This is a genomic window from Microbacterium sp. Soil_N32, assembly GCF_057655505.1.
In genome coordinates, this window is sequence record NZ_JBDGME010000019.1 from 185,383 (window position 1) to 198,628 (window position 13,246).

A 13,246-nucleotide genomic window follows, 5' to 3' on the forward strand; every position below is an offset into this window, starting at 1 on the left:
TCAGTCGAGGATGCCGACCTCGCCGAGCAGGTCGCGGAGCCCGGCGCCGTCCTCGGCGCTCACCCACGGCACGAGCGTGTCGGAGTGGGGCTGCTCGCCGGCGCGGCCACCGGCCAGCACTGCTTCGGCGGGGAGCAGGCGGCGGATCGCCACGCCCGCGACCGCCTCGGGATGCTCATCGAGGAACTGCGTGTAGATCGCCTCGTCGTGCTGCCCGTCGTCGCCGATCAGCAACCACTTCACGTGCGGGAACTCGGTGGCGAGGCGGCGCAGATTCGTGAGCTTGTGATCACGACCGCTGCGGAACCAGCGGTCGTGCGTGGGCCCCCAGTCGGTCAGGAGCATGGAGCCCGCGGGGAAGAGATGGCGGCCGAGGAAACGGCGCAGGGTGGGCGCGATGTTCCAGGCGCCGGTCGACAGATAGATCATCGGAGCACCCGGATGCTGCCGCAGCAGCTGGTCGAGCAGCACCCCCATGCCGGGCACCGGGATGCGCGCGTGCTCGTCGAGCACGAACGAGTTCCAGAAGGCGATGAACGGCCGGGGGAGGGCGGTCACCATGACCGTGTCGTCGACATCGGAGAGCACGCCGAACGTGGTCGACTCGGCGACGACGAACGCCGTGCCGTCGACCGGCTCCTGATCCTCGGTCGAGATGCGGAAGGTCTGCCATCCCGGCTCGAGGTCGGCGTGCAGCACCGCGTCGACGACGCCGCCGCGGTCGGCGACGACCTCGTGCACCGTGTCGCCGAGCTGCACCCGCACCTTGGCGAAGCTCACCGGGATGCCCACGAAGCTGCGCCAGCCGCGGATGCTGGCGAGCTCGCCGTCCTTGCCCTTGCGCTGGGGCGGGACGATCAGCACGCGTCCGACGACGCGCACCCATCCGGGGCCGCCGTAGCCGGGGAACGGCACGACGACGGCGGTGCGGCCGCGTTTGCGCGCACGCCCCTCGCGCCAGACGTGGAAGCGGTGCTCGAGTCTGGCGAACCAGTGGATGCGCGGGGCCGAGGGTGCGGAGGCCATTGCCTCAGTCTTTCACGTCGGTCCCGGGCTCCGCCTCCCGAGCGTCGAGATGACGAGCTTCGGAGCGCTCGAGCACCTTCTTGCCGATGAACACGAGCACGAGGAACAGCACGATGATGCCGACGAAGACGTATCCTGCGTAGTGCACCCGGTCGACCATCTCGTCGAACGTGAGGGCGGCGAGCGAGGTCACGCTCACGTACGCCACCGACCAGATGACGCAGGCCGGGGCCGTCCACGCGAGGAACCGCCGGTAGGAGTAGTGGCTCATGCCGACGGTGAGCGGCACGAGAGAGTGCAGCACGGGGAGGAATCGCGACAGGAAGATGGCGATGCCGCCGCGCCGTTGCAGGTACCGCTCGGCGCGGAGCCAGTTCTTCTCGCCGATGCGGCGTCCGAGCCACGAGGTGCGGATGCGTGGACCCAGCCACCGGCCGAGCGCGAAGCCGATGCTCTCTCCGATGAGCGCGCCGACGACGACGGCGATCACCATCAGGGTGGCCTGCACCGGGCCCTGCACGCCGATCGAGGCCATGATGACCACGGTGTCGCCCGGCACGATCAGACCGATGAGAACGCTCGTCTCGAGCATCACGGCGAGGCCGGCCACCAGGGTGCGGGTGACGGGATCGATCGACCGGATGAACTCGAACAGCCAGGTCAACACGTCGTCCACAGCTCGACAATACGCCGCAGCGCGGGTCGTAGGCTGGGAAACGTGCCCGACCGTCTGCGCGTCCGCCTGCTGGACGACTGGCACGACCCCATCGTCCTGTTCCGCGCGCTCGAGGCGCAGGCGTCCGAGCTGTTCTGGCTCGACGCCGGACCGGAGTCGCGCGACGGCTGGAGCTTCGTCGGGGTCGGAGACATCGACGCGCTGCCTGCGTCGCTCCCGCTCAGCGCCGCCGCCCCCGTCGAGGACGTCGAGGACGACGAGGACGCGGAGCACGGCCACGACCTGCCGCCGTTCCGCGGGGGCTGGGTCGGATGGCTCGACTACGAGTCGGGCGCGGCGGCGGCCGGCGCGCCGGTGGCCGCGCCCGGCGAGCCGCGATCGTGGCTGCGCGCGCGGCGCATCGCGGCCTACGACCACTCACGGCAGCGCGTCTGGCTCTGCGCAGCCCGCGACGACCTCGCGGACTGGGCCGCACAGGTGCAGGCGGCGGATGCCCGGGTCGCGCGTGTCCGGATCGCGGATGCTCCGGCCGCGGGGTCGACGGCGGAGGCCGGCGCCTCTCCGCGCGCGGTCGCTCCCGCCAACGCGTCCCCGCTCGTCGCACAGGGGCGGCACGAGCCCGATGCGTACGCCGACCTGATCGAGCAGTGCCGGGCGCTCATCCGCGCCGGGATCGCATATCAGCTGTGCCTGACGACGCGTTTCACCGTGCCGGGCATCCGCGATGCGGCCGGGGCGTACCTGCGCCTGCGGGCCGCCACCCCCGCGCACCACGGCGGATTCGTGCGCATCGGCGGGCGCGCTCTGCTCAGCGCGAGTCCCGAGCAGTTCCTGCGCGTCGAGGGCGGCGTCATCCGCACCCGCCCGATCAAGGGCACCCGACCGCGCGGCGCGACGCCCGCGGAGGATGCGGCTCTGGCGGCCGAGCTCGCGGCCAGCCCCAAGGAGCGCGCCGAGAACGTCATGATCGTCGATCTCATGCGCAACGACCTCTCGCGCGTGAGCGTCGCGGGCAGCATCCGCGTCGACCGGCTGTGGGCCGTGGAGAGCTACCCGGCGGTGCACCAGCTCGTCAGCAGCGTGAGCGGCGCGGCCGCCCCCGGCGCGACACTCGGCGATCTGCTCGCCGCGACCTTCCCCGCAGGCTCCATGACGGGTGCTCCCAAGCTGTCGGCGATGACGCGGCTGCACGCGCTCGAAGGCGGCCCGCGCGGGGTCTACGCCGGGTGCTTCGGGTACGTCGGAGACGACGGCGACCTCGACCTCGCGATGGTGATCCGCAGCATCCTGGTCGAGCCCGACGGCACGGCGATGGTCGGCGCCGGCGGCGGCATCACCTGGGGATCGGATGCCCGCGCCGAGGTCGACGAGGTCGGGGTCAAGGCGCGCGGCCCGCTCGCCGCCCTCGGCGCCGTCCTCCCCGCGGGCTGGGCTTCGGATATCCTGAACTGATCCCGATTTTCCTTTCAGATTGGTCGTGCGTTCGTTGTCTGAGAACCTGTCCACCGCTCCTGCCGAGGACGAGACGTCGTCGGCGCACGCCATCCAGGCCAAGTGGCAGGAGTACTGGGCGGAGAACGAGACGTTCCTCACCGGCGGCGACGACGACACGCGTCCCCGTCGCTACGTGCTCGCGATGTTCCCGTACCCCTCCGGCGACCTGCACATGGGGCACGCCGAGAACTACCTGTACTCCGACATCGTGGCGCGCTTCTGGCGGCACCGCGGGCACAACGTGCTCAACCCCATCGGGTGGGACTCGTTCGGGCTGCCGGCCGAGAACGCCGCGATCCGCCGCGGCGCCGACCCGCGCGAGTGGACCTACCAGAACATCGCCCAGCAGAAGACGGCCTTCCAGAAGTACGGCGTCTCGTTCGACTGGTCGCGGGTGCTGCACACGTCCGACCCCGAGTACTACCGCTGGAACCAGTGGCTGTTCCTGAAGCTGCACGAGCGCGGCCTTGCCTACCGCAAGAAGAGCGCCGTGAACTGGTGCCCGAACGACCAGACTGTGCTCGCCAACGAGCAGGTCGTCGACGGTCGCTGCGAGCGCTGCGGACACGAGGTCGTCAAGAAGAAGCTGACCCAGTGGTACTTCCGCATCACGGAATACGCCGATCGTCTGCTCGACGACCTGAACCAGCTCGAGGGCTTTTGGCCGCACAAGGTGCTGCAGATGCAGCGCAACTGGATCGGTCGCTCCGTGGGCGCCGACGTCGACTTCCGCATCGAGGGCCGGGACGAACCGGTCACCGTGTTCTCGACGCGCCCCGACACGCTGCACGGCGCGACGTTCTTCGTCGTGGCCCCCGACTCCGACCTCGCGGCGGAGCTGGTGGCGGATGCCCCGGCCGAGGTGCAGGAGCGCTTCCGGACGTACCTGGAGCAGGTGCAGAAGGAGACCGACATCTCCCGCCAGGCCACCGACCGCCCCAAGACCGGCATCTTCCTCGAGAAGTACGCGATCAACCCGGTCAACGGTGAGAAGCTGCCGATCTGGGCGGCCGACTACGTGCTGGCCGACTACGGTCACGGCGCGGTCATGGCGGTTCCCGCGCACGACCAGCGCGACCTCGACTTCGCCCGGGCGTTCGACCTCCCGGTGAAGGTCGTCGTCGACACCAGTGCCCCGGTCACGGGAGCGATGCCGGTGATCGAGGTCGACGACGAGGGCGTGCCCATCGACACCGCCGCCGCCCTCGACGAGCAGCACCCCGCCACGACGGGCATCGCGCTCACCGGCGAGGGACGCATAATCAACTCCGGCGAACTCAACGGACTCTCCAAGCGCAACGCGATCGCCCGGGCGATCGAACGACTCGAGGCATCCGGCACCGGGCGTGCGGCGAAGAACTACCGCCTGCGCGACTGGCTCATCTCTCGTCAGCGCTTCTGGGGCACGCCGATCCCGATGCTGCACACCGACGACGGCCGCATCGTGCCGGTCCCCGAGGAGCAGCTCCCCGTTCGGCTCCCCAGCGTCGAGGGCCTCGACCTGTCGCCGAAGGGCACCTCGCCGCTCGGTGGAGCCGAGGGCTGGGTGCGCACCGTCGACCCCGAGACGGGCGACCCGGTGCTGCGCGACCCCGACACGATGGACACCTTCGTCGACAGCTCGTGGTACTTCCTGCGCTTCCTGTCGCCGAACAGCGACACGATGGCGTTCGACCCGACGCAGGCATCGCGTTGGGCGCCCGTCGACTCGTACATCGGCGGCGTCGAGCACGCCATCCTGCACCTGCTGTACGCGCGGTTCATCACCAAGGTGCTGTTCGACATGGGGCTCATCGACTTCACCGAGCCGTTCTCCAACCTGATCAACCAGGGAATGGTCATCCTCAACGGCGCGAAGATGTCGAAGAGCAAGGGCAACCTGGTCCTGTTCGAGCAGGAACTGCAGGCGCACGGCGCCGACGCGCTGCGGGTGGGTCTCGCCTTCGCGGGCCCGGTCGAAGACGACAAGGACTGGGCCGACGTGTCGACGACCGGCGCCCAGAAGTTCCTGGCCCGCGCGCTGCGCATCGCCCGCGAGGTGTCGAGCCCGGTCGACGTGGTGTTCGACGGGGGAGACGCCGCCCTTCGCCGCGCCACCCACAAGCTCCTCGCCGAGGCGCCGTCGCTCGTCGAGCAGACGAAGTTCAACGTGCTCGTCGCCCGGTTGATGGAGCTGGTCAACACGATCCGCAAGACGATCGACAGCGGAGCGGGAGCGGCGGATCCCGCCGTGCGCGAGGCCGCCGAGACCGTCGCCGTGATGCTCGACCTCGTCGCCCCGCACACCGCAGAGGAGATGTGGGAGGCCCTCGGCCACGAGCCGTCCGTCGGTCTCGTGACGTGGCGGTCGGCGGACCCGGCGCTGCTCGTGGAGGACGCGGTCACTGCCGTCGTGCAGATCAACGGCAAGGTGCGCGCGCAGCTCGACGTGCCGGCGCGGATCGGCGAGGCCGAGCTGGAAGCCCTCGCGCGCTCCGACGAGCGGGTCCTCCGCGCGGTCGGCGACAAGGAGATCGTCAAGGTCATCGTCCGGGCTCCGAAGATCGTCAGCCTGGTCGTCAAGGGCTGAGAGTCCGACGACGAACCCCGGCCCCCCTGCGGGGCCGGGGTTCGTCGTTCCTCCGTGCCGCGAGGTGCGCCGCGTGCATCCTGCACAGAGCGTTCGGTGTCGGGCTTGCGCACATCGCCCGGCTCAGACGAGCGGTGCCGTGTAGCGGGCTGCCTAGCGTGGTCGGATGCCGCAGCCCGACTCGTCGACCTCCTCGCCGGAGCCATCCGTCATTCCCGACGCGTACGCGCCCGGCCCCGCCACGCCCTTCTCCCGACGTCGGCGGCTCAGCGTCGGAGCCGGGGTGATCCTCGCGTTGGTCGTCCTCTCCGGGGCCGTCGGCCTGGGCATCCTGCGCGGTCAGGCGGCACCCGTCGACACCGTCGCCGTCGGAACGTCTTCGCCTGCTCATCCGCCGACGGGCGAGCCAGAGGGGGCGCCCGGGGGAGAGCTCTACGTGCACGTGCTCGGCGCTGTCGAGCGGCCCGGCCTCTACGTGCTCGCCCTCGACGCCCGTGTCGTCGATGCGGTGGCTGCGGCGGGCGGCTCCACCGATCAGGCTGATCTCGCGGGAGTCAATCTCGCGCGCGTCGTCACCGACGGCGAGCAGATCGTCGTGCCCGTGATCGGTGCGACGCCGCCGGTCGCGCCGTCGGGGAGCGCGGGACCGGGCGGCGGGGGCACGGGCGACGCGACGTCCGACGGTGTGATCGATCTGAACACCGCCGACCAGGCGGCGCTCGAGACCCTGCCGCGGATCGGACCCGCCCTCGCCGAGCGCATCGTCGCGTGGCGGGAGGAGAACGGCAGGTTCCGCTCGGTCGACGATCTGCTGGCCGTCCCCGGCATCGGCGAGAAACTGCTCGAGGGCATCCGCGACGGCGTGCGCGTGTGAAGGCGCGCGATCTGCGGTTGCTGCCCCTCGCCGGCGCCGCGTGGGGCTCGGCGCTCGTGAGCATCTCGCTACCGGGCTCTGCGTGGCCGATCGTCATCGGGTGCATCATCGCGGCCGTCGCGTGGCTGGCGGTGGGACTCGTCCGCTCGCGATCAGTTCCCGCGGTGGTCGAGGTGGGTGCCGCCGAGTCGCGGTCGATTCCCGCGGGGATTCGAGGCGGTGCGGCTGGGGGAGTCGTGCACGTGCTTCTCGCGGCGTGCGCGGCCGTGGCGCTCACCGCCGCCCTCGCCGCGCCGGCGCGCGACGTCGCAGCGGACGACGACGGGCGTGTGATCGAGGTCGTGGCGGAGGTGACCTCGTCGGCGTCGCGCGGGGCCGACGGTCGGTGGTGGTTCGATGCGCGCACGGTCTCGATCGGGAGCGGCGAGAGCCGCGTCTCGACCGCAGTCCCGATCCGGGTGGGCATCGAGCCGACGGACGGAACCGACCTCGGGGCGATGATCCGCGTGCGCGGGCAGGCGCGTGCGACGACCGCGGGCGAGAGCGCCGTGCTCGTGCTCTTCGCCACCGAGGTCGAGGTGGTGCGTCCGGCCGCTGGAGTGTTCGGGGTCGCGGCGTCGATGCGCGCGCAGTTCCTGAACAGGGCGACCGCACTGCCCGACCCCGGGGCCGGTCTGCTGCCGGGACTCGCGGTGGGCGACACGCGAGCGGTGTCGGATGCCCTGGGGGCGGACATGCGCGCGACGGGGTTGAGCCACCTCACCGCGGTCTCGGGAGCGAACTGCGCGCTGGTTGTCGGTGCGGTCTTCTGGGGCGTCGCATTCTGCGGAGGCGGGCGCCGTGCGCGGGTGGGGGCGGCGGCAGTGGCGCTCGGCGCCTTCGTGGTGCTGGTCACGCCCGAGCCGAGTGTCATCCGCGCCGCGGTGATGGCGGGTGCCGCCATGCTCTCCCTCCTCCTCGGTCGTCCGAGCGCCGGCGCGGGAATCCTCGCGCTCAGCGCGACCGCCATTCTCATCGTCGATCCCTGGCTCGCCGCGACGCCGGGGTTCGCCCTCTCCGTCGCGGCGTCCGGAGCGCTGATCCTGCTCGCCCCGGTTCTCGCCGTCGGCCTGGGCCGCTGGATGCCACGCTCCCTCGCCGTCGTCATATCGGTGCCGCTCTCGGCGCAGCTGGTGTGCGGGCCGATCGTTGCGCTGTTCGCCGAGCAGCAGTCGCTCGCGGGGGTCGCGACGAACCTCGTGGCGGCGCCCGCCGCGCCGATCGCCACGGTGATCGGGCTGCTCGCCTGTCTGACGGGCGCCCTGCCCGGTCTTGCGGATGCGTTGGCGGCGTGCGCCTGGCTGCCCGCCGCCTGGGTCGCGAGGACCGCCGAGGTCGCGGCGGACCTCCCGGTCGGGCAACTGGTGCTCGTCCCTGGCCCCGTGAGCGCGTTGCTCGTCGCGGTGCTCGCTGCGGCGCTCGGCGTGGTGATCTGCGGACCGAAGCGCGGGCCCGGCGAGCGGTATCGCGCCAGGAGAGAGGGCGCGGCGGGCGGCTCGTCCGGGTGGCGAGCACGAGTCGTCCCGGGTGCGGTGCGACTCGTGCACCCCCTCTCCGTGGTCGTGCTGATCGTCGCGACGTCGCTGGGCGGGGCGCACCTCGCGCTCAGCGGCCCGCTGGCTCCGATGGTGGCGCCGGACGGCTGGTCGATCGCCGCCTGCGATGTCGGACAGGGCGATGCGGTGCTCGTGCGCTCAGGCGGTCGTATCGCCCTCGTCGACACAGGACCCGACCCCGAGTCGCTCGCGAAGTGCCTCAAAGAGCTCGCGGTCGATCACGTCGATCTGCTGGTGCTCACGCATTTCGATCTCGATCACGTCGGAGGGGTCGCGGCCGTACAGGGGCGCGTCTCGCGGGTCGTGCACGGGCCGCCGGGCGAGGAGGCCGACGAGCGGATGCTCGAAACGCTGCGACGCGGGGGTGCCGACCTGGTCGCGGGGGTGGCGGGTCTCCGCGGCGAACTGGGGGAGGCGCAGTGGAGCGTGCTCTGGCCGCAGCGGGAGTCGCGCGTCTTCCCGGCGGGCAACGACGCGAGCGTGGTGATGCAGTTCGAGCACGGCGGCGTGCCCCGGTCGATCTTCCTCGGCGATCTGGGCGCCGAAGCGCAGCGAATGCTCGTGCGTGCCGCGCGCCCGTCCGGTCCGTTCGCCGTCGTGAAGGTCGCGCACCACGGCAGCGCCGATCAGGACCCGGGGCTGTACGAGGCGCTACGGCCGACCATCGGCCTGGTCAGCTGCGGAATCGACAACGACTACGGTCACCCGCGCCGAGAGACGCTCGACCTGCTCACCGCCGTGGGCGCGCACGTCGTGCGCACCGACCGTCAGGGGCGCATCCTGCTCGGTCTCGACGGGAAGGCGATCACGATCCGCGCCGAGTCGGATGTCGGCCACCCCCAGTAGGCTGGGAGCATGGCAGCCCCGCGATCGTCGTCTCGTTCCGCGGCGAAGCCTCAGATCCCCCAGGTGTCGTGGCGAGAGCCGCGCCCCGCCCCGATCGTGCTGGTCTCAGGGCCCGAGGAGATCTGCGCCGAACGCGCGATCGCCGGGGTGCGCGAGTACCTCCGGGCCGAGGATCCTGCCCTCGAGGTCAGCGACGTTCGCGCCGACGATTACGCCCCCGGCACCCTGCTGTCGCTCACCTCGCCTTCGCTCTTCGGCGAACCCCGCCTCGTGCGCGTGTCCGGTGTCGAGCGCTGTTCCGACGCGTTCCTGCAGGAAGCCGTCTCCTACATCGAACAGCCGCAAGACGGAGCCACCGTCGTCCTCCGCCACACGGGCGCGAGCGTGCGCGGCAAGAAGCTTCTCGACGCCCTGCGCGCGGGCACCGGCGGCGGCATCGAGATCCCGTGCGCCGCGATCAAGCGCGACGGCGACCGGGTCGACTTCGCGGCCGGTGAGTTCAAGGCCGCGAAGAAGCGCATCCAGCCGTCAGCCCTCCGCGCCCTGGTCTCGGCCTTCTCTGACGACCTCACCGAGCTCGCCGCCGCCTGTCAGCAGCTGATCGGCGATGTCGAGGGCGACATCACCGACGACGTCGTGACGAAGTACTACGGCGGACGGGTCGAGGTCTCGGCTTTCGTCGTGGCCGACACCGCCATCGCCGGACGCTACGGCGAGGCGCTGGTCTCGCTCCGGCATGCGCTGGCGTCGGGGGCCGACCCCGTGCCCATGGTCGCCGCCTTCGCGATGAAGCTCCGCACGATGGCACGCGTCGCCGGCAATCGCGAACCGAGCCGCCAGCTCGCGCAGCGCCTCGGCATGAAGGACTGGCAGGTCGACCGTGCGCGTCGCGATCTGTCCGGCTGGAACGAGCGCTCGCTCGGCATGGCGATCCAGGCGACCGCGCGTGCCGACGCCGAGGTCAAGGGCGCCGCGCGTGACCCGATCTTCGCTCTGGAGCGCATGGTCACGGTCATCGCGACGCGTCAGCCCTTCGGGGAGTGACGCGCTGCGGGGCCGTCTGACGCGCTCGCGAGGACGACCCCCGGGAACGACGAATGCCCGCCCCGCGAACGGGACGGGCATTCCGTGAGTCGTGGCTCAGAGAGCGGAGACCTGCTTGGCGATGGCCGACTTGCGGTTCGACGCCTGGTTCTTGTGCAGGACACCCTTGCTGACGGCCTTGTCGAGCTTGGCGGCAGCCTTCTTCAGCGACGCCTCGGCAGCGCTCTTGTCGCCGGCCGCGACGGCGGCGCGGGTCTGGCGGACGAGGGTCTTCAGCTCGCTCTTCACGGCCTTGTTGCGCTCGTGAGCCTTCTCGTTGGTCTTGTTGCGCTTGATCTGCGACTTGATGTTTGCCACGTGTGGACGCTTTCTGTACGGAGTTTTCTCGGAGTGCCGGCAGCAGAAGAGGGCTGCTGCACGGCGGTCGTGAGGGAAGAACCCACACGCAAGCCAAGAACCGAGTCTACCAGTTGTCGGCCCGATCGCGCGAAACGGCCCGGCCCGTCTCCACGGAGGCGATCGCGACGCCGAGCACGGCGTTGAAGACCCGGGGGCGCATCGCCGTCACGAGGTGGGTGGTGCGCGGCACGACGATCAGCTCGGCATGCGGGGCGAGGCGCTGGAAGAGCCGTTCGTTCACACGCAGCTGGTCCCACTGGCCGTTCACGAACCACAGCGGTACGTCGATGCGCGCGACGGCCGTGGCGAGATCGAGCGCGGTCAGGCTGCGGAGCACGGCATCCTGCGCATCCAGCGCATAGCCGCCGGCCCCGAAGTCGAACCGCGTCTCCACGGGCACCGTGGCCGCGAGCATCCGGCGTGAGATCCACAGCCCCTGGTCGGGGAGCGCGTTCGTCATGCGGGTCACCGCGCGATACCCCCACAGACCCGCGCCGAGCGGGAGAGCGGTGCAGGAGGCCGCGACAAGACCCGCGAGAGGTGCGGGCTCGGCGCCTCCGGCGTACGCGAGGCACAGCAGGCCGCCCAGCGAATGGCCCACGAGCACGACCGGTCCGTGCTCACCGGCCGCACGCACCGCGGCGTCGATGGTGCTCAGCGCCTCGTGCAGGGTGAAGTCCTCGTCCATGCGACTGCCGTGCGCGGGCAGGTCGACGGCCGTATGAGGGATGCCGCGTTCGTCGAGCCAGGCGAGCTGCGAACGCCACATCGTCGCGGACGTGCGGATGCCGTGCACGAAGACGATCTGGACGGTCACGTCTTCCACCCTACGAGAGGCCGCGGAGACGACGAAGCGGGGCCGGTGGAAGACCACCGACCCCGCTCCCTGTGCCGTGCGACGGGTTACTTCTCCCAGCCGACGTTCTCGACGGGCTGCACACCGAAGAGGTCGAGGCCCACGTAGGGCTCCGGCGTCAGGTTGGCGAGGCCTTCCTTGACGGTGTAGATCGAAGGACCGTTGTAGAGCGGGATGACGCCCCAGGTCTCCTTGATGATCTCCGGCTCGAGCTTCATCGTGGCGGCGGTCCAGTCCTCGGCCGTCGTCTGCGACTCGACCTCGTCGGCGATCTTCTTGTCGATCTCCGGCGTGCCGGTGGCCGACAGGTTCAGGCCGCTGTCCGAGCAGTACAGCTGGCAGAACCACAGCGGGCCGAACGGGTCGGAGTCGGTGAAGCGCAGCGAGAAGGCGTCCCAGTTCTTCGTGCTGAAGTCGGTCGAGAAGTCCGCCGCGGCGCGCTTCTCGATCTTCAGGTCGATGCCGATCGCCTTCTCCTGCTGCTGCAGGGCCTTGGCGAGGGCCTCGATCGTGGGGTCGTCGCTGTGGATCGGGTACACGACCTCCAGCTTGACGCCGTCCTTCTCACGGATGCCGTCTTTGCCCTCGGTCCAGCCGGCGTCGTCGAGCAGCTTCTTGGCGCCGTCGACGTCGAACTTCAGGCCGGCCTCGGCGAACGAGTCGTTGTAGCCGTCCTGGAAGTCGTACAGGTTGAGCGAGCCCGCGGCGGGCTCCTCGTAGCCGAGGCCGTTCCAGGCGATCTGCTTCTGCTGGTCGATGTCGATCGCCATGAAGAAGGCCTCACGAACGTCGAGGTCCTGCAGCTGCGGCTTCTCGGCGTCGAGGATGACGATCGTCTTGGCGGTCTGCTGCGAGCGGTAGGTGACGACGTCTTCCATGTCGGCGACCTGCGCGAGGCGGTCCTTCGTGTTGGTGCCGACCATGTCGATCTCACCGTTCTTGAAGGCGTTGATCGACGCCGAGGCGTCGAGGCCCGTGAAGGTGACCTTGTCGAGCAGCGGCTTGTCGCCCCACCACTTCTCGTTCGGCTCGAACGTGGCGGTCTGGCCGTTCACGTCGTAGTCGGTGAGCTTGTAGGGACCGGCGCCCCACTCGGGGTGCGGGTTCTCGATGAAGCCCTCGTTGAAGATCTCCGGCGTGTTGACGGCCGGGTGCATGATGCCCGTGAGGAACGGCATCTTCGGCCAGGCGAACTCGCCCTTGAACGTCACGATGACGTCCTTCGGGGTCGCGCCGGCCGTGACCGACTCGATCTCCTTGTAGCCGTCGGTGGCGTTGGCCTCGTAAGCCTCGTCCTGACCGCTGTTGGCCTTCCAGGTCGCCTCGAAGGCGGTGTAGTCGATGGGCGTGCCGTCGTTCCAGGTCGCGTCCTCGTTGACCTTCATCGTGACGACGGTCTTGCCGTCCTCCGTGCCGATCTCCCACTCGTCGAGGTATGCGGGGTTGGCCGACACCTCGCCCTCGGCGGACATGAGGAACACCTGCGGCGTGTACCACGACGCGAGACGCTGCGTGTCGGCGCTGCCGTTGCCGTTGAAGGCGTTCATCTGGGGCGTGATCTCGTTGATGCCGAAGTTGACCTCGCCCCCTTCCTTGAGGTTCTCGCGGGGCTGCGGGTTGTAGTCCGCGGCCTTGGTCTCCTGGGGCTCGTTGCCACCATCGGATCCGCCGTTGCCCGACGCGCACCCGCTGATCGCGAGTGCCAGGGCTCCGCTGAGGGCGACGATTGCCGTCAGCTTCCTGGTGCCTTTCATGGTGCTCCTTTCGCCTTGCGGCGTGTCATAAAGGGGAGGTTAGTTCGCCGTCGTCACAAACGCGCCGGATCCGGTCGAATAATGGAATACCGTTATCGGACCTTAACCGGGGT

Annotated in this window: 10 protein-coding genes; 5 read left to right on the forward strand and 5 right to left on the reverse strand. The window is 70.3% G+C overall.

Annotated features, from left to right (window positions below):
* A complete protein-coding gene (locus tag AC3A3J_RS08970; RefSeq protein ID WP_487671950.1) occupies window positions 1-1,026 on the reverse strand; it encodes an App1 family protein phosphatidate phosphatase in 1,026 nt (341 codons plus the stop codon).
* 4 nt (window positions 1,027-1,030) lie between these two features.
* Complete coding sequence (locus AC3A3J_RS08975; RefSeq protein ID WP_487671951.1) at window positions 1,031-1,702, reverse strand: DedA family protein; 672 nt, start codon at window positions 1,700-1,702, stop codon at window positions 1,031-1,033.
* Between the two features lie 42 nt (window positions 1,703-1,744).
* Between AC3A3J_RS08975 and AC3A3J_RS08980 the strand changes: the two genes are divergently transcribed.
* The 5 genes from AC3A3J_RS08980 (at window position 1,745) to holA (ending at window position 10,124) form a co-directional block, all read left to right on the forward strand.
* Window positions 1,745-3,154 (forward strand): anthranilate synthase component I family protein, encoded by a 1,410-nt coding sequence (locus tag AC3A3J_RS08980; protein ID WP_487671952.1) that lies wholly within the window; start codon window positions 1,745-1,747, stop codon window positions 3,152-3,154.
* Between the two features lie 25 nt (window positions 3,155-3,179).
* Window positions 3,180-5,765 carry a leucine--tRNA ligase gene (leuS, locus tag AC3A3J_RS08985; RefSeq protein WP_487671953.1) on the forward strand — a complete coding sequence of 862 codons (2,586 nt, stop codon included), beginning with the start codon at window positions 3,180-3,182 and terminating at the stop codon, window positions 5,763-5,765.
* 166 nt (window positions 5,766-5,931) lie between these two features.
* Window positions 5,932-6,639, forward strand: coding sequence for a ComEA family DNA-binding protein (locus AC3A3J_RS08990; protein WP_487671954.1), 708 nt, complete (start codon window positions 5,932-5,934; stop codon window positions 6,637-6,639).
* Window positions 6,636-9,080 (forward strand): ComEC/Rec2 family competence protein, encoded by a 2,445-nt coding sequence (locus tag AC3A3J_RS08995; RefSeq protein WP_487671955.1) that lies wholly within the window; start codon window positions 6,636-6,638, stop codon window positions 9,078-9,080. The genes AC3A3J_RS08990 and AC3A3J_RS08995 overlap by 4 nt, the downstream gene beginning before the upstream one ends.
* A 9-nt stretch (window positions 9,081-9,089) precedes the next feature.
* The gene (holA, locus tag AC3A3J_RS09000; RefSeq protein WP_487671956.1) at window positions 9,090-10,124 is read left to right on the forward strand and encodes a DNA polymerase III subunit delta; all 1,035 of its coding nucleotides are present in this window, start codon (window positions 9,090-9,092) and stop codon (window positions 10,122-10,124) included.
* Between the two features lie 96 nt (window positions 10,125-10,220).
* Here holA and rpsT read toward each other — a convergent pair whose 3' ends face one another.
* From rpsT to AC3A3J_RS09015, 3 genes are all read right to left on the reverse strand, one after another.
* Window positions 10,221-10,481 (reverse strand): 30S ribosomal protein S20, encoded by a 261-nt coding sequence (gene rpsT / locus AC3A3J_RS09005; protein WP_487671957.1) that lies wholly within the window; start codon window positions 10,479-10,481, stop codon window positions 10,221-10,223.
* Window positions 10,482-10,587: 106 nt separating this feature from the next.
* A complete protein-coding gene (locus AC3A3J_RS09010) occupies window positions 10,588-11,340 on the reverse strand; it encodes an alpha/beta fold hydrolase (RefSeq protein WP_487671958.1) in 753 nt (250 codons plus the stop codon).
* 86 nt (window positions 11,341-11,426) lie between these two features.
* On the reverse strand, window positions 11,427-13,133 hold the full coding sequence (locus AC3A3J_RS09015) for an ABC transporter family substrate-binding protein (protein WP_487671959.1): 1,707 nt from the start codon (window positions 13,131-13,133) through the stop codon (window positions 11,427-11,429).
* Between the last annotated feature and the right edge of the window lie 113 nt (window positions 13,134-13,246).

Excerpts from the sequence above, each read along its gene's own strand:
- AC3A3J_RS09015 (WP_487671959.1), bottom strand. The coding sequence starts at position 13,133 with ATGAAAGGCACCAGGAAGCTGACGGCAATCGTCGCCCTCAGCGGAGCC.
- AC3A3J_RS08990 (WP_487671954.1), top strand. The coding sequence starts at position 5,932 with ATGCCGCAGCCCGACTCGTCGACCTCCTCGCCGGAGCCATCCGTCATT.
- holA (WP_487671956.1), top strand. The coding sequence starts at position 9,090 with ATGGCAGCCCCGCGATCGTCGTCTCGTTCCGCGGCGAAGCCTCAGATC.
- AC3A3J_RS08970 (WP_487671950.1), bottom strand. The coding sequence starts at position 1,026 with ATGGCCTCCGCACCCTCGGCCCCGCGCATCCACTGGTTCGCCAGACTC.